The 15,402-nt window shown below is 52.2% G+C and carries 16 protein-coding genes and 1 other RNA gene; 3 read left to right on the plus strand and 14 right to left on the minus strand.

The window, feature by feature from the left end; genetic code table 11:
• Positions 1-8: 8 nt before the first annotated feature.
• Positions 9-707, plus strand: coding sequence for a YhcN/YlaJ family sporulation lipoprotein (locus MKX76_RS13870; protein ID WP_007129443.1), 699 nt, complete (start codon positions 9-11; stop codon positions 705-707).
• Between the two features lie 71 nt (positions 708-778).
• Here the strand turns inward: MKX76_RS13870 and MKX76_RS13875 are convergent, their stop codons facing one another.
• The 6 genes from MKX76_RS13875 to MKX76_RS13900 all read right to left on the minus strand — a co-directional run bounded on the left by MKX76_RS13875 (position 779) and on the right by MKX76_RS13900 (position 6,162).
• Positions 779-1,078, minus strand: coding sequence for a hypothetical protein (locus MKX76_RS13875; protein ID WP_007129442.1), 300 nt, complete (start codon positions 1,076-1,078; stop codon positions 779-781).
• A gap of 75 nt (positions 1,079-1,153) precedes the next feature.
• Positions 1,154-2,257 carry an LCP family protein gene (locus MKX76_RS13880; protein WP_007129441.1) on the minus strand — a complete coding sequence of 368 codons (1,104 nt, stop codon included), beginning with the start codon at positions 2,255-2,257 and terminating at the stop codon, positions 1,154-1,156.
• A 168-nt stretch (positions 2,258-2,425) separates the two neighbouring features.
• Positions 2,426-2,719, minus strand: a complete 294-nt coding sequence (locus MKX76_RS13885; protein WP_007129440.1) for a YlaH-like family protein — start codon at positions 2,717-2,719, stop codon at positions 2,426-2,428.
• A gap of 47 nt (positions 2,720-2,766) precedes the next feature.
• Positions 2,767-4,608 (minus strand): translational GTPase TypA, encoded by a 1,842-nt coding sequence (gene typA / locus MKX76_RS13890; protein ID WP_007129439.1) that lies wholly within the window; start codon positions 4,606-4,608, stop codon positions 2,767-2,769.
• Between the two features lie 138 nt (positions 4,609-4,746).
• Positions 4,747-5,259: a hypothetical protein gene (locus tag MKX76_RS13895; protein WP_028404311.1), complete on the minus strand. Its 513-nt coding sequence runs from the start codon at positions 5,257-5,259 to the stop codon at positions 4,747-4,749.
• 237 nt (positions 5,260-5,496) lie between these two features.
• A complete protein-coding gene (locus MKX76_RS13900; RefSeq protein WP_007129437.1) occupies positions 5,497-6,162 on the minus strand; it encodes a TerC family protein in 666 nt (221 codons plus the stop codon).
• 130 nt (positions 6,163-6,292) lie between these two features.
• Between MKX76_RS13900 and MKX76_RS13905 the strand changes: the two genes are divergently transcribed.
• On the plus strand, positions 6,293-6,979 hold the full coding sequence (locus tag MKX76_RS13905) for a TerC family protein (protein ID WP_007129436.1): 687 nt from the start codon (positions 6,293-6,295) through the stop codon (positions 6,977-6,979).
• A gap of 204 nt (positions 6,980-7,183) precedes the next feature.
• Here the strand turns inward: MKX76_RS13905 and thiI are convergent, their stop codons facing one another.
• The 6 genes from thiI to MKX76_RS13935 form a co-directional block, all read right to left on the minus strand.
• Positions 7,184-8,422 carry a tRNA uracil 4-sulfurtransferase ThiI gene (gene thiI, locus MKX76_RS13910; RefSeq protein ID WP_007129435.1) on the minus strand — a complete coding sequence of 413 codons (1,239 nt, stop codon included), beginning with the start codon at positions 8,420-8,422 and terminating at the stop codon, positions 7,184-7,186.
• A complete protein-coding gene (locus tag MKX76_RS13915; RefSeq protein ID WP_028404315.1) occupies positions 8,419-9,579 on the minus strand; it encodes a cysteine desulfurase family protein in 1,161 nt (386 codons plus the stop codon). The genes thiI and MKX76_RS13915 overlap by 4 nt, the downstream gene beginning before the upstream one ends.
• Before the next feature lie 161 nt (positions 9,580-9,740).
• Positions 9,741-10,433, minus strand: a complete 693-nt coding sequence (locus tag MKX76_RS13920; protein WP_210095264.1) for a lytic transglycosylase domain-containing protein — start codon at positions 10,431-10,433, stop codon at positions 9,741-9,743.
• A gap of 157 nt (positions 10,434-10,590) precedes the next feature.
• The gene (locus tag MKX76_RS13925; RefSeq protein ID WP_007129432.1) at positions 10,591-10,953 is read right to left on the minus strand and encodes a hypothetical protein; all 363 of its coding nucleotides are present in this window, start codon (positions 10,951-10,953) and stop codon (positions 10,591-10,593) included.
• 95 nt (positions 10,954-11,048) lie between these two features.
• Positions 11,049-11,273, minus strand: coding sequence for a DUF1540 domain-containing protein (locus MKX76_RS13930; protein WP_007129431.1), 225 nt, complete (start codon positions 11,271-11,273; stop codon positions 11,049-11,051).
• Positions 11,274-11,571: 298 nt separating this feature from the next.
• Positions 11,572-12,078, minus strand: coding sequence for a YpuI family protein (locus MKX76_RS13935; protein ID WP_007129430.1), 507 nt, complete (start codon positions 12,076-12,078; stop codon positions 11,572-11,574).
• A gap of 256 nt (positions 12,079-12,334) precedes the next feature.
• Between MKX76_RS13935 and MKX76_RS13940 the strand changes: the two genes are divergently transcribed.
• The gene (locus MKX76_RS13940) at positions 12,335-14,260 is read left to right on the plus strand and encodes a S8 family peptidase (RefSeq protein WP_341033985.1); all 1,926 of its coding nucleotides are present in this window, start codon (positions 12,335-12,337) and stop codon (positions 14,258-14,260) included.
• A 142-nt stretch (positions 14,261-14,402) separates the two neighbouring features.
• Here MKX76_RS13940 and MKX76_RS13945 read toward each other — a convergent pair whose 3' ends face one another.
• Positions 14,403-14,687, minus strand: coding sequence for a hypothetical protein (locus tag MKX76_RS13945; protein ID WP_007129428.1), 285 nt, complete (start codon positions 14,685-14,687; stop codon positions 14,403-14,405).
• A gap of 207 nt (positions 14,688-14,894) precedes the next feature.
• Positions 14,895-15,301, minus strand: an RNA gene (gene rnpB / locus MKX76_RS13950) — RNase P RNA component class A.
• Between the last annotated feature and the right edge of the window lie 101 nt (positions 15,302-15,402).

The raw sequence follows: 15,402 nt of genomic DNA on the forward strand, positions 1-15,402 counted from the left end.
GTAATCGAATGAAATTTACGACGAAAGGACAGATTCATATGAAAGCTGCTCTATCCCTAGTGCTGACGATGGTGCTTCTCGCAGGCTGCGGGACTGCCAATAACAATGCATCACCCTCTCCTCGTAATCAAACGAATGGACAGACGAATAACACGACAGCCCAAAGCTTGAATGGTAACAGAGGCCTTGCCACCAACAATGTAGATGGCTGGGGCCCGGGTATCACGAACAGGGGGGACGCGGCTGACAATACCCAAGGTAATGCGCGTGTGGATACGTCGACCGCCAATCATTTGAAAGCGTTGGCCGAAAGTGTACCAGGCGTCAAGAATGCCAATTGTGTGGTCATGGGCAATACGGCCGTTGTGGGACTAAATGTCGATGGAAATCTCGACCGTGCTGAAGTGGGTACCATCAAATACACGGTCGCCGAAGCTCTACAGAAGGATCCTGCCGGAGCCAACGCGCTCGTTACAGCCGATTTGGACATTACCAACCGCATTGCCGATCTTGGCCGACATATTCAGGAGGGTCACCCGATAGCCGGACTGGCCAGCGAGCTTGCCGATATCGTCGGACGCATCATTCCGCAGCTGCCTAAAGATGTCACGCCTAGAAACGGTAATGCCCAAGATCACGGAGGACGCACGGTACAGCCGAACAGTCCTCAAGGGAATGCACCGCAAAACACCAACCGCAGCAGATAGACATTACATGACGGCAATCGATTCGTGACTAGGACGCAGATCCGTGTTTGTCCGCCAAGACTCCACATTTTTCATACAAAAAAGCCCAGTGAAATCCCACTGGGCTTTTTACATGGCCATAGCTTCCCCGTCTTCAGTAAAACCGCCGATCGAGGAGAACGGCCAGCGTATTCAAGAAACGGCAGCGAAAATCCGCCCGTTTCGATATCCAATTCCGACCCATGCGGCGGAAGGAGCTTCGAAACGGAGCAGATGCCGTCTTCTGCGGAGTGTATACGGATGGAAGTTGACCGCACAAATCCCCAAGCTGCTTCAGCAGCCTGATCAAGCCGGATCGGCGCGCGTGTCGTGTGCATCATTGGGTAGGACATAAATGAGGCCTCCTGTACAATGATCTCCATCTGTTACATTGTATTATATCACACGGTAAAACTTGCCTTCAATTGTCACGGTGAGACAGGAGTTGTACCTTCTTCCCCTGCTGTCCCGGCTTTATGATTGCCGGCCAGCTCCTCCTGCAGCGCTTGCTTCGCCTTCTCGAGCTCAGCCGAACTGATATACACATTCGGGCTTCGCCATTCGCCGGTCACCGGCATAAACCGTACGTCATCCTTCTTAATATCATAATACGTTGCGATCAGGTTGCGGATCTGATCCTGCTCCAGATCGGTGATCATATTGTCCGATACCGCATCCAGCGCGTTGCCGACCTTGGTAACCCCGCCTAAAGACTTCATGCGGTCCAGCAAGGAGTGAAGCACCTCGCTCTGACGGGCATTGCGGTCGAAATCGTTGGATTCCTTGGTTTTCGGGTTGCAGTTCATCGATTTCCGGTAGCGTACATAATCCAGCGCCTTAGCGCCGTCCAGCTTCTGCGGGCCTGCCTTCAGGTTGATATCCGTGCCATCGGCGGAGTCCCTGTGGCACATATTGTATTTTACGTTGACATCAACGCCGCCAAAGGTATCAACAATATCACGGAAGCCCTGGAAATCGATCACAGTGACGTAATCGATGTTCACTCCCATGTATTTGCTCATCATGACCTTCATCTCATCCTCAGGCTTAATTCCGCTGCCCGGCTGCTTCTTCTCGGCCTTGTTGAAGGCAGCTTTGAACTTCGGATAATACGAGTTTAGCTTGTTCGGCACATATCCTTCAAGCTCGATGAGCGTATCCCTTGGGAGCGATACCAGCGTCGCCGTATTCGTATCGGGATGCATCGAAACCACCATGACAACATCCGTCAAATAAGTTCCGGTTTTCGGACGGTAGTCCGTTCCGAGAAGCAGCATCGTGATCGGCTTTTCCTTGGCGGATTGCCCTGGAGGCACCGGCTTGTCGATTCCGCTCTTCTCGATAACTTCATTGCCTTTAAAGAACAAAAATCCTGCATAGCCTGCGGCGGATAGGATTGCGATCAGTAAAATAATCAGAATCGTTTTAAAAAATGTTTTTACACCGCTTTTTTTTCGCTTTGGAGCAGAGGTTTTCTTGCCCTTCCCCCCGCTTTTTGATCTTGGAGGGAGATTGGTATGATTAGAATTCATATCATTGCACCTGATTTCATTCAAATTAGATGAATGTCCGATGAACGCTCAGACCTTAGGACTGAGCATTCATCGGACCATGGGTTACTTCTCTCTCTTATTAAACGACGGGGACTGACAAAAGGTTGCCGAAATCAGCGTAAAATCGCGCGAATGTTCACTCGTTTTTTACGATTTGGATTCCGCCTGCGTCTTTTTCTTCTGGCGTTCCTCCACAAAATAGCGTATCCGAACCATGAACATCAAGGCGACCGCTACAAGCAGACATTGGATGATCGGCAGCTTATCGATTTGGAACACGAGCAGAATAGCCGATCCGAGCAGCATCAGGAAGTACAACAGAATCTCCTTAAGCAAGGGGAGCTTCTGTTTAACCCGAAACACCTTGTTGTACACGTAGGTAATCATCACAAAGATCAAAATATACGAGATGAGCGGATGCGCGGCCAACCATTCCTGCATGACAGGCTCACTCCTTTAAGGACAAGTAATCTTTAGCATATTCTCTATTATAGATTCGCTTGCGCCATTTTACGATGTTTTTCTGCACGCTCGCGTTCGCTCTTGTTCAAGATCTTCTTCCGCAGACGCACAGACTTCGGCGTAATTTCGCAATATTCGTCATCATTCAGATATTCGAGCGCCTGCTCCAAAGAGAAGATGCGAGGCGTCTTCAGCTTCACCGTGTCGTCCTTCGTTGCGGAGCGGACGTTCGTCAGCTGCTTTTCCTTACAGATGTTAACGACGATGTCATTGTCACGGGTATGCTCCCCGACGATCATGCCCTCATAAATTTCAGTACCCGGCTCAAGGAACAGTGTTCCGCGATCTTCTACAGACAGCATGCCATAGAAGGTCGACGTTCCGTTCTCCGTCGATACGAGCACGCCTTGGTGGCGTCCGCCGACCTGGCCGCCCACTAGCGGGCCATAGCTGTCAAATGCGTGGTTCATCACGCCGTAGCCGCGAGTCAGCGTCAAGAAATGGGTGCGGTATCCAATCAATCCGCGGGCCGGGATCAGGAATTCCAATCGAACCTGTCCGTTGCCGCTGTTCACCATATTCACCATTTCTGCCTTGCGTGTTCCAAGGCTTTCCATGACCGCACCCATGCTTTCTTCCGGCACGTCGATCATCAAGCGTTCGATCGGCTCCATTTTGACGCCGTCGATTTCGCGGACGATAACTTCCGGCTTGGATACTTGAAGCTCGTAGCCTTCACGGCGCATGTTCTCGATCAAGATGCCAAGATGGAGCTCACCGCGTCCGGAGACGATATATGCATCCGGGCTGTCGGTTTCTTCCACTCTCAAGCTGACGTCAGTCTCAAGCTCTTTGAACAGCCGGTCGCGCAGCTTGCGGGACGTTACCCATTTGCCTTCACGTCCGGCGAAAGGACTGTTGTTCACGAGGAATGTCATTTGGAGTGTCGGTTCATCGATTTTCAGCACCGGCAGTGCCTCCGGATGCTGAGGATCGGCGATCGTCTCTCCGATGTTGATATCCTTGATACCGGCAATGGCAACGATATCGCCTGCGCCGGCTTCCGAAACCTCGATCCGCTTCAAGCCTTGGAAGCCGAACAGCTTCTCGATCCGGGCATTCTTGCTTGATCCGTCGCGCATGATGACCGTAACGGATTGTCCCTGCTTGATAATGCCGCGGTTCACGCGGCCAATCGCGATGCGGCCCAGGTATTCGTTGTAATCCATCAAGGTAACGAGGAACTGAAGCGGCTCGTCCACTTTCTCCGTTGGGGAAGGAATGTGCTCGATGATCGTTTCGTACATGGCGAGCATATTGTCATCCTGCTTGTCCGGATCCTTGCTTGAGGTTCCGTTCAAGCCCGATGCATAAACGACCGGAAAATCGAGTTGATCGTCGTTTGCGCCGAGCTCGATGAACAGATCAAGCACTTCATCGATAACTTCAGCCGGACGGGCGGCCGGACGGTCGATTTTGTTAACAACGACGATTGGCGTCAAATTATGTGCGAGCGCTTTGCCGAGCACAAATTTGGTTTGAGGCATGCAGCCTTCATAGGCATCGACGACGAGCAGAACGCCGTCAACCATTTTCATGATCCGTTCCACTTCACCGCCGAAATCGGCGTGTCCCGGTGTATCTACAATATTGATCAGATAATCTTTATACGTGATAGCCGTATTTTTGGCCAAGATGGTAATCCCGCGTTCGCGCTCCAGGTCGTTGGAGTCCATCGCGCGCTCCTGCAGCGTCTCATGCTCCCGGAAAATACCGGATTGCTTCAGCAGCTGGTCTACAAGTGTTGTTTTGCCATGGTCAACGTGTGCAATAATGGCAATGTTGCGAATCTGATCTCTTGATTGCATAAATGTATCTCAAATCCCTTCTGTTCGAATGAGCCACAAAGAAAGCGCCGGACGACATGCCGACGCTTCAACATACTCCTAATAATATAGGGAAACGAATGGTGAAATCAAGTCTTTTCAGAAAACTTCCAATAATACTTACCATCCCCGACTCCACTTATTGTTTCGTCCCGAGCTATTCCGCCTGACAATCATCCATACGCCTGAAGCAATCAACAAAAATGCGATAATGTAGAGTGCCGCAGACGACAGCCATGTAAAGAAGAGGATAAGCACAGACAGCGCGGTTAGTCCGAGCGCAATCGGAAGCGCTCCTCCCGGCCGCGGAATTTCAAACAAATAATATTCAAACAAGCCGACCCCTACGCCCAAAATCAAGATCGGCCACAAGGATGACATGAGCCCCCATCCTGCAAAGTTGCAGATCAGGAACAGCAGACCATATACGGTCAAGATCCCGCCTGGAATAAGAATGCCGGCCGTCGCACGGCGGCTGAAATACAGAAAATGCAGAAATATGCCCGGCAGCAGCACGATCAGCGGCCATAACGTTCGGCCTAGAAAGCCGAATACGCCGAGTTTTCCAAGGAATATGACAACTCCGGCCCCGACGATGAACAAGCCCAGCGCCAAATCTTTTCTTGAGGACATCTGATCACCCTCTCTTCAGTATGTATCATTCATTACATCAGCGTGTTTTATTAGTCGTTCGATACGTTAATTTTAGCCCAAACCGACAAAAAAAACTATATCCCGAGCTTGTTCCATTTAAATATTAACCAGATTCGCGGTTTTCAACAAAAAAATGGATGACGGTCCATTACCGGACCCGTCACCCATCGTTATTCGTGCTTTCGCAAGCCGATTCAACCTTTACATCCACCAACGCTAGGCTCTATGCCTCTTGCCCATTGTCTGCATACCGCCGATCAGGATGACGGCGCCCGCAAGAAATATCGGGATCAGGTTGTGGCCGTGCGGCAGCCAGTAGGCGAGCAGCAAGCCGACACGCGCGTCCTGCGTCAGCATTTCCCCTGCGGTAAAAGCCAATATCCCTGCCCCGATATACAGCAGGAGCGGAAACTTATGAAGCATCGAAGAAATCAAGCCGCTCCCCCAAACCACGATTGGAATACTCAGTAATATGCCGATCGCGATCAATGCCAAATCGCCGTTAGCCAAACCGGCAATCGCGAGCACATTGTCCAGGCTCATCACAAAATCAGCTACCAGGATCGTATTGATTGCCGACCAGAGCGTAAGCGAAACGGATATCGAAACGTCATCGTCCGTTTTAGGGGCCATCAGCTTGATAGCGATCCAAACGAGGAGCAGGGCGCCTCCAGCCTGCAGAAAGGGGATCTTCAGCAGCAATACCGCTGCCAGGGTCAGCACGCATCTCATCAGGACAGCCGCAACGGTTCCGATCCATACGGCCCGCTTGCGGTGTTTATCGGGAAGATCCTTGCTGGCCATGGCTATAACCAGTGCGTTGTCGCCGCTTAATACCAGATTGATCATTAGAATTTGTCCAAGCAGAAGCATCGTCTCCATGCATGTCACACCCCCACTCTAACACATATGAGTCAGGTGGCCAGGCTATGCTTGCACAACCGGAAAAATAGGCATATAATGAATCGGCTTTCTGTTATTGTGGAACCGTATACGAAGAGGAGTGACATTCATGGAAACCACCGCCGAATTTTTTCTGGCCCTAATCAACATCGTTTTTCTCGATCTCATTCTAGCCGGAGACAACGCCATCGTCATTGGGCTCGCGGCAAGGAATCTTCCGCCGACCACCCAGAAGAAGGCGATCATATACGGAACGGGCGGAGCCGTCGTGCTCCGGATTATAGCCACCATTCTCGTTGTCTGGCTGCTCAATATTCCTTGGCTCCTGCTGGTTGGGGGCATTCTTTTGATCGGCATTGCGTACAAGCTGCTGACCGATGATAACAGCGACCATAACGATATTAAGGCAGGAAAAAGCCTGGGCTCTGCCATACGCACCATCATCGTGGCGGATGCCGCCATGGGTCTGGACAACGTCATCGCTGTAGCGGGCGCTTCCAAGCACAATATGGTGCTGGTTACGATCGGGCTGTTGATCAGCGTACCGATCGTGGTATGGGGCAGTACCCTTTTTATTAAACTGATCAACCGTTTTCCATGGATTATTTACCTCGGCTCGGCCGTACTCGCCTACACGGCTTCGTCCATGATTACCGACGAGAAGCACTTCCATGCTTATTTTGAAGGCCATCAGATCATCAAATATCTGTTCATTGCCCTCATTATCGTTGGAGTGCTTACGGCAGGCCATCTGAAGAAAAAGTCGCAGCAACGGCAATCGTCAACGATGTCCTAGTTTTCGGTTGCAGAAGAGGCGACCTTACAGAAGTTTAAACCCACGGTGGCCAAAAACCCTCCAAAGTCAAAAAAAGCAAGCAGCCAAGGAAGGCCTTAGCCGCTTGCTTTTTTTCGTATATGTGGCGGGAGCCCGCAGCGGTCCCCATGATAACCATGCTGACTCCAACAGCTGAGCTGCTGAAACACAAAACCACCTGCAGCCCTAGAACCAGTCCTCGTTAACAACCGCCCCGTCATCATTCGAAGAACCGGCGCTGATGTTCGTGTCAGGTTTAATGATCAGCGTCTCGGTTCCGGCCACGGCCGCCTCAATTCTTGCAGCCATATGCTCTAACGATGCCTCCACTCTCTCCACGACATGCAGGTTCGGATTGGTTGTCGGGGATTTGGGAACAAACAGCGTACAGCAGTCCTCATAAGGAAGAATGGACGTTTCATATGTGCCGATATCAATCGCCGTCCGAATAATCTCGTTCTTATCGGATGTAACAAGCGGACGCAGAATCGGCAGGTCGGTCGCCCGGCCGATGACGTTCATGCTCGCCAGCGTCTGGCTCGCTACCTGGCCCAGGCTGTCCCCGGTAACAATCGCAAGCGCCCCCTCCTTCTCTGCAAGGGTGGTCGCTATTCTCAGCATGGCCCTGCGCATGAGGGTGATGATCAGATTATCCTGCCCGATCCCGACGAAGGACGTCTGCACATCCGTAAACGGAACGAGATGGAGCTTCAGCCTGCCGGCATACCCGGATAAAATCCTGGTCAATTCCATGACTTTCTCCTTGGCGAGTTGGCTTGTGTAAGGGTAGCTGTAAAAATGAACGCACTGAATTTCAAGCCCTCGGCGCATTGCCTCCCAACCGGCCACCGGACTGTCGATTCCGCCGGACAAGAGCAGCATCGCTTTGCCGTTCGTTCCGAGCGGAAATCCGCCGACACCCGGGATCACCTCATAGAACAGATAGGTTCTTTCTTGCCGAATCTCAATCCGTAGCTCGATCTCCGGATTCTTGACCTGAACCTTCAACTGAGGGTAGGCCCGCAGCAGCGGGGAGCCGACCAGATGATTCATCTCCTGGGAGGAGTGGGGGAATGGCTTCCACACCCGTCTGGCGGTCACTTTAAAGGTTGTCTCCTTCGTCAATACCTTCTGCCCTACAAATTCAACAGCGGTCTTGATAATGCTGTCCAGCTCGGAGGGGCATACTCGGACGGGGCTGATCGATACGAGGCCGAATACCTTCTTAAGCGCTCCGGCAAGCGCCTCTGGGGACTCCCCGTTCAGTTCCACGTACAACCTGCCGTATTCCTTAATGATGTTCGCCTTGGGAAACGGCCGCAGCACGCTCTTGATATGGTTATGCACCGATCTCTCGAACCGGCTGCGGTTTTTTCCTTTTAACGTAAATTCGCCGAAGCGAAGCAGCAGCATATCGTATGTCATTCTCGTTGTCCCTCTCTTTCCATAATCGGGCGCAGCTTGCCGCACACCACGCGGAGCGCCTGCGCCAAAGAAGCCGCATCCTCAGGCTGATGCTCCTTGCCGAGGCTGATGCGGATACCCGAGGATGCATGGGCCGCATCCTTGCCCATGGCGAGCAGCACCCGGCTCGGCTCGCTTAATTTGGAGGAGCATGCCGACTTGGTCGACACGAGCATCCCGAGCTCTTCCAAGGCATGCACCATCACTTCCGGCTTCAATCCCGGACAGGAGAAATGAACGATATGCGGCGCGCTCCGTTCGCTGCTGTTCAGCTCCAGTCCCGGGATTTGGCGAATTTCGCGAAGCAGGATATCCCTGATTTCGGTCAAGCGGGCATGCAATTCAGGCTGGCCCTCCTGTGCAAGTCGCATCGCCTTGGACATCGCGACGGCACCGGCAACATTTTCGGTACCGGCCCGGTGGCCGCTTTCTTGCGATCCGCCCGACAGAATCGGAAACAGCTGTACACCCTGTTTTACGTACAGCAGGCCCATTCCTCTTGGACCGTTGAATTTATGTGCGGACAAGCTGTACAGGTCAGCCTGCCATGCGGACAGCTCAACCGGGAGCTTTCCGAAGCCTTGAACGCCGTCCACATGCAGCAATGTTCGCGGATTCCGCTCCTTCACGATCCGGCCGATATCGGCAAGCGGGGAGATGGCTCCCATTTCGTTGTTGACATGCATGATGCTTACAAGCACCGTATCTTTCCGTATGGCTGCCGCCAGCGCAGCCAGATCGACAATGCCCTCCGCATCCACCGGCAGATAGGTAACCTCCCAGCCCAGAGATTCGAGCTGCTTGCAGCATTCGTATACGGAGGGATGCTCGGTTCCTGTCGTAATGATATGCTGTCCTCTGCTGCGATACTTCATCGCTGCACCCTTAATCGCCATATTGTTGCTTTCCGTTGCCCCCGAAGTCAGGACGATCTCACCGGGCTGCACCTGCAGCGCGGCCGCACACACCTCTCTTGCGCGCTTCAGAAGCTTCCCTGCGGCCTCGCCTGAGCGATGAAGGGCTGACGGGTTCGCGTAATGCATCTTCATAATCTCGGACATCGTATCCACCACCTGCTCCAATGGAGGCGTCGTAGCGGCGTGATCCCAATATATCAAGGTCATATCCCCTTTCCATACCCACTAACGGCAATTCATTGTAACCCAGACTTTTATATTTACACAAAAAGATCAAACGGTAAAGCCGCCGTCCATGAATCGGACATCCTTAAGCTTACCGTTTGATCCTCAAGCGAGCGAGCGTGATGATTCCATCTTCGTTACGCCATATACTTCGTGCGTGCATTCATTACTTTGCCGATGTAGGCCTGGGTCTCTTTCGGGAGGACATGAAGCATGGACATGAGCTCCTCGTCGCTCGAAACCCCAAGCCCCGCAATTCGGGTTGGACCCGCATTGTAGGCGGCCAGCACCATCGCCAGCTCCCCGCCGAAACGCTGAAGCAGATTGGCCAAATACTTCGTGCCGCCCTCAATATTTTGCGCCGGGTCGAACGGATTGCTTACACCAAGGCCCCGTGCGGTACCGTCCATAAGCTGCATCAATCCTTTGGCGCCGGCCGATGAAACCGCATCGGGATTGAAGGAGGACTCCGCGTCAATCACGGCTTTGATCAATGAGACCGGTACACCATAGCGTTCCCCTGCCGCGGCGATTAAATCCTCAAAGCTTGTCTTGACGGTAGATCCCGTATCCTCGATTGAATAATCCTGAGTCCCAATATCCGCGTGCGTTTCGCTGACAGGCCCGAGCTGCTGCCACAGCAAACCGTCCTCCCAAGTCACGCCGGGCGGCAGCGCGCTTATCGTTCGGCCTTGCGGCACGGTTGTCGGCTCCTCCGTCAACAGCTGGCTCAGCACATCGCTAAACCCTGACACGGCCTCCCCCGAGCCGGTGTGCATCCGCTGCACATTGGTCGCGCTCTGCGACCAGAGAATCGGATCAATTTGCATGGTTCTAACTCACTTTCCTCCGTAAAATTCAATGTTCTGGTCCTATTCTACCATGGCTTTGGAACAATCTGCTAGGCCTATTCGACAAAAAAAGACGAATCCCCTTGTTTCCCGGATGGATTCGCCCAGTGTTGCTCCTGTTTAAGCGGCCTAAGATTTATCTGGCGAACGGAATCAGAATAAAATAACTGATCGTTGCCAGAATGCCAAGACCGATCGACCATGCGCCGGTCGTTCTGCTTCCTTTATTGTAAGCGTAGTAACCGACTACAGCCGCAATCGGCCCCAAAATAACAGACCACATGAACAAGGAAAGGATGCCGATCCCGAGCCCGACATATCCGGCGGTCCGGCCGGCAGTCGCCTCCCTGCCGGCATCATCGGTGCGCTTGACGGTAACGTCGCTTGGAGGGGCAACCTCAGCCGCATATTCCTCCCGGTGATCCTTGCGCGGAAAATCTACGCGGCTTCGTTTTCCATTGACCACTTTCATCTTGTTTCGTCCCTGTTTCTTATCCAAAGCATACACCTCCTGATTGAATAATCTTAAAAAGCGGACAGATGCCAAATTTTAAGGATGAGACCATAGATCATTCCTGCAGTAGTCCCGAAGCGTCATGCCCGAGGCTTGAAGGTCAAGCAGCAGGTTTCGGAGGATTTGTCCGCAACATCCTGGTGGTCATTCGTATACGCCTCTGCCCCGTATTCCTCATTCAGCTTCATGTGAGCATGGCGGTCAATTTCGATCATGATCATTTCGGCTTTGCACACGTTTTGTTCTCCCCAATAATGACAATTGCTTACACTGCATTTCACTAATGGTTTGGCTTCGTTGGCCATTTAGCATCACCTCGTCAACATTTTTTCCTGAGTTCAGCGGCGGTATGCACCGTTACGACTGTCAGTTGGTGTCAGGACGAAGGAGCCCTCGGTTTTCGTCAAGGTATTCATTTCATCGCGAATTTACCCGCGGACGAAGTCCAAAATTACGAAGCAAGATCAGCTTCAGAGCCTGATCTGAAGGGTCAAAAAAAGAGCCGTCCCCCGCTGTAGAAAAACTACATAGGGGCAGCTCTTTGTCAGGTTAAGGATGCTTCATCAACCAAGGAATGGCGTTCAGGCTTGCAGCATCTTATGTTTAGGCGTGGCTCTTCTCGGAATGCATCCGGCGCTCCGTCAAATAATCACTCTCGTAATAAGCCAGATCGTCACGGAGCTCTTCGTAGATCTTCGTAATGTTCATAATAACGTCGCGTGCCGGGCGCACCGGCTTCTTCCGGAAACGAATCGCGTCCTGACCGGTGTAGGCATAACGGCCGTCTTCGGAGTAGCTTTCGTTGACCGGATAAAAAAAGCTGTTTACGCAGCGGTGGTACACATTATACAAAGCCTTCTCGGCAAAATCGGCATCAAAATTAGGGCGACGCTGCACAACGCCAAGCTTCTCATACGAAACTTCTGAAAATACGAGCAGATGACGAACATCGGACAGAAATCCCTTATAAAAATGTACGGTCTCTTCATCGCGTTCCTCGACCAGCTGCGGTAAAGCATACTCGTTCAAAAACGCTTCCATAATCGAAATAGCAGATTTCAACTTGTCTCTGGACTCCGAACATAATTTCTGAAGATTGTCTGCTGGCATTACGATAGATCCCCCTTAATGGTGTGACCGCCAGGCTAATAACCTTGGACGCTAACGGTCGTACTAATATGTACTATCCTAACACAAATTTGGAGAGAGCGAAATCCCTTCTGAATGCACTTACAAGGATATTTATGGTGCGCCCCTTTGCGCAAGTTCTTCCACTTTTCACAAGCCCCTCATCGCGAATAAAATAGGTGCCCATTTCCCACGCTAACCATATCAAATCCGTCATAGGCGGTGAGGAGGAATACATGTGAAATCACGTCAACTGTGGACTTGGATCGCTGCAGGGTCGGTTCTGGGAGTGCTTCTGGTGCTCCTGTTCATTCCAGGCTCCAAGGAGCCCGGCCAGACCGCACAGCCCCCACAGCCGCTGAAGCCTCAGGGCGAGCATAAAGCGAAGCATATGACCCTGCTCAGCGATATCGAATCAACCGACCGATTGAACAGGGTTGATGCGAAGGGGCATTTGCGGGCGATGCTGAACAACGATAAACTGCGCAACGCCGGGCAAGTGAAATCCTATGCCCTCAAGGAGCAAAAATCCCATCAGCATTTCGAGCAGGTTAGATGGTATCAGCTCCGGAACAACCAAAGCACGGAAATTAACGGAAAGCTGCCGCCTATGAGTAAAAAGGATAAAGCTTTGATCGCCCACCATTTCCAGATGGCGCTGCAGAAGCTAAAGCAGGGTAAGCCTTACGATTCCCCGAAATTCTACGCGGCCGGGAAGCCTTACTTCGTTGTGGCCGAGCCCTCCAAGGACGGCAAGCATGGCGCCGCAGCCCTGGTGAATCAAGCGGTGCTGCATGAGGTGTCCAACCACCAAAAGCGAAATCTTCGCATGATTCCCTATCCGAAGGAGGGGAAATTCAAGGTCGAATCGATTCACGCGGATACGTTATCGGACATTACCGTCAAGACTGGGCATGACAACGAAAAGGCCAGCCATTATTACGAGAACGAAATCGTGGTGTCGTTTAAGTCTGAACCGACAAAGGAGGACCTCAGCCTCATCGAGCGTGATATCTCTGCCGAATCCTCCCGCAAACTTGGCTATGCCTATGTATTTCGTTCCAAACAGATGGACTACAACAGACTCCGTAGCTATTTCGAAAGACGGTGGAGCATTAACTACACCGAGCCCCACTATATTTATTTAACCAATGACCGGCAGGCTAAATCCGGCGCAGCCTCGGACTCCATGCCCGAAGGTCCCGACGGTCAGGTTAACATCCCGAATGATCTGCTCTTCTCTGAGTATCAATGGAATCTGCCGGTCATCGAGACGAACCGCGGCTGGGATATATCCAAAGGGAGCGAGGATGTGATCATCGCGGTGATCGACACCGGCGTAGATCTGGCCCATACCGATCTGGACGGACAGCTGGTCGAAGGCTACAACATCGTGGACAAGGAGGCGAAGCCTCAGGACGATGTCGGCCACGGAACGCATGTAGCCGGTATTATCGCCGCACTTGTCAACAACGGCGAGGGCGTTGCCGGCGTCAGCTGGTACAATAAGATCATGCCGGTCAAAGCACTTGACGGCACAGGTTCAGGTACAACCTATGCCGTCGCCGAAGGCATTATATGGGCAACCGACCACGGGGCCAAGGTCATTAATATGAGCCTCGGCAATTATGCCGATTCGCAATTTCTGCACGATGCTGTAAAATACGCCTATGATCGTGACGTTGTGCTTGTAGCCGCCTCCGGCAACGACAATACCGAGCGTCCAGGCTACCCGGCCGCTTATCCGGAGGTGCTGGCCGTTGCTGCCATCGATGCAGACCAAAAGCGTGCCGAATATTCGAACTACGGCGATTACATCGACGTATCGGCTCCCGGCACGAATATCGCCAGCACCTTTCCGGGCAATCAGTACGCCGCGCTCTCGGGAACTTCGATGGCCAGTCCGCATGCGGCTGCCATGGCGGGCCTAATCCGTTCCCTGAACCCCGAGCTGACCAACCAGGAGGTCATGGACCTCATGATCAACCATGCCGTTGATCTGGGGGATAAAGGAAAGGACAAATATTACGGACATGGCCAGATCGATATTTTCCAATCGCTAAAGGCAGCCGGCAATTCCGAGGTCCCGCTCCAAATGTGGCCGAGCCAGGCGCTCCGACATCTCGAAGACGAGCTTCGGAAGCTCGGCGGAACGAAGAAATAAGCTGTCTGCACCTGATATAAAGGACCCGCAGGGGTTGGTCGAAGCGTCTGTTAGCGGCCATTCCTTGCGGGTCAATTTCTTATATACGGCAGGTGAACTGCTCAGTCAGTAGTTAGACAGCTCTCCAAGGCGCGGGATGAGGTTATCTCTTGCGGCGAGAGCGGGCGCGTTCGGAGCGCTTCTTGGACGACTTGCCGGAAACGGCAACGTTTCTGACACCGGCACCGCCGCCGTAAACGCCGTCCTCAACTTCCTGCGAATACGTATAAATATGCTTCTCGACAGGGCAGCAATGAATTTTGTCCACCACTTTAATCGGATGGATGACAGGGACAATTTGCGGAACATAATGATCTCTTACGATGACGATCGGGTCGCATACGATTGGCGAAACTTCAGGACATGGTCCATGGTGATGACATGACATAATTTTCGCATCTCCTTTCCGTTGATGATTATAGCTTATTAACAGAAGGACATTATGGTATGGACGACTGTCCTTTACAGGCAAATGTTATCGAAAAAAATATCCCGAACATGAAAAAACGCGCATGCTCTCTGCGTTCCGAAGGGAAGCGAAAGATTATGCGCGTTTATACGGTTGGTTTACATATGAAAATAACGGTTGTTCAGTTTGGAAAGTTTTCCGTAAGCCGGGTTCTGTGCTCTTCGTGGTCATCTCGGGAACTACCCTGCCACTATAAGCGACAATCATCTATCTAGGCCGATTATTACTAACCGGCTCAAGCGACCAACCCAGACGCGCCTCGGGCAAAGGCTGTCTCCTCAAGGGAGACTCGCGTCCCATTAGGTCTTGCTCCAGGTGGGGTTTACCAGGAACGAAGTCACCAGCGTTCCTCGGGGTCTCTTACACCTCGGTTCCACCCTTGCCTGTGCTGTGAATCCACAGCCATCGGCGGTCCATTTCTGTGGCACTATCCTTCAGCTCGCGCTGACTGGACGTTATCCAGCACCCTGCCCTATGGAGCCCGGACTTTCCTCTCGCGGCTTTTCGCCGCCAGCGATTGTCTGTCAAACTTTCCGGACAACATTACATATTATATCTTGATTTATATCCATGCACAACCCTTAAAACATTAGCAGTCGATGATGAAATTACCAGAGCAGCCGTCATGATCATG

This window comes from Paenibacillus sp. FSL R5-0810, from assembly GCF_038002285.1.
Taxonomy (GTDB): Bacteria; Bacillota; Bacilli; order Paenibacillales; family Paenibacillaceae; genus Paenibacillus_AQ; species Paenibacillus_AQ lactis.

Bases quoted from the DNA above. Each gene is read 5' to 3' on its own strand.
- MKX76_RS13870 (WP_007129443.1), top strand. From the start codon at position 9: ATGAAATTTACGACGAAAGGACAGATTCATATGAAAGCTGCTCTATCC.
- MKX76_RS13875 (WP_007129442.1), bottom strand. From the start codon at position 1,078: ATGTCCTACCCAATGATGCACACGACACGCGCGCCGATCCGGCTTGAT.
- MKX76_RS13880 (WP_007129441.1), bottom strand. From the start codon at position 2,257: ATGAATTCTAATCATACCAATCTCCCTCCAAGATCAAAAAGCGGGGGG.
- MKX76_RS13885 (WP_007129440.1), bottom strand. From the start codon at position 2,719: ATGCAGGAATGGTTGGCCGCGCATCCGCTCATCTCGTATATTTTGATC.
- typA (WP_007129439.1), bottom strand. From the start codon at position 4,608: ATGCAATCAAGAGATCAGATTCGCAACATTGCCATTATTGCACACGTT.
- MKX76_RS13895 (WP_028404311.1), bottom strand. From the start codon at position 5,259: ATGTCCTCAAGAAAAGATTTGGCGCTGGGCTTGTTCATCGTCGGGGCC.
- MKX76_RS13900 (WP_007129437.1), bottom strand. From the start codon at position 6,162: ATGGAGACGATGCTTCTGCTTGGACAAATTCTAATGATCAATCTGGTA.
- MKX76_RS13905 (WP_007129436.1), top strand. From the start codon at position 6,293: ATGGAAACCACCGCCGAATTTTTTCTGGCCCTAATCAACATCGTTTTT.
- thiI (WP_007129435.1), bottom strand. From the start codon at position 8,422: ATGACATACGATATGCTGCTGCTTCGCTTCGGCGAATTTACGTTAAAA.
- MKX76_RS13920 (WP_210095264.1), bottom strand. From the start codon at position 10,433: ATGCAAATTGATCCGATTCTCTGGTCGCAGAGCGCGACCAATGTGCAG.
- MKX76_RS13930 (WP_007129431.1), bottom strand. From the start codon at position 11,273: ATGGCCAACGAAGCCAAACCATTAGTGAAATGCAGTGTAAGCAATTGT.
- MKX76_RS13935 (WP_007129430.1), bottom strand. From the start codon at position 12,078: ATGCCAGCAGACAATCTTCAGAAATTATGTTCGGAGTCCAGAGACAAG.
- MKX76_RS13945 (WP_007129428.1), bottom strand. From the start codon at position 14,687: ATGTCATGTCATCACCATGGACCATGTCCTGAAGTTTCGCCAATCGTA.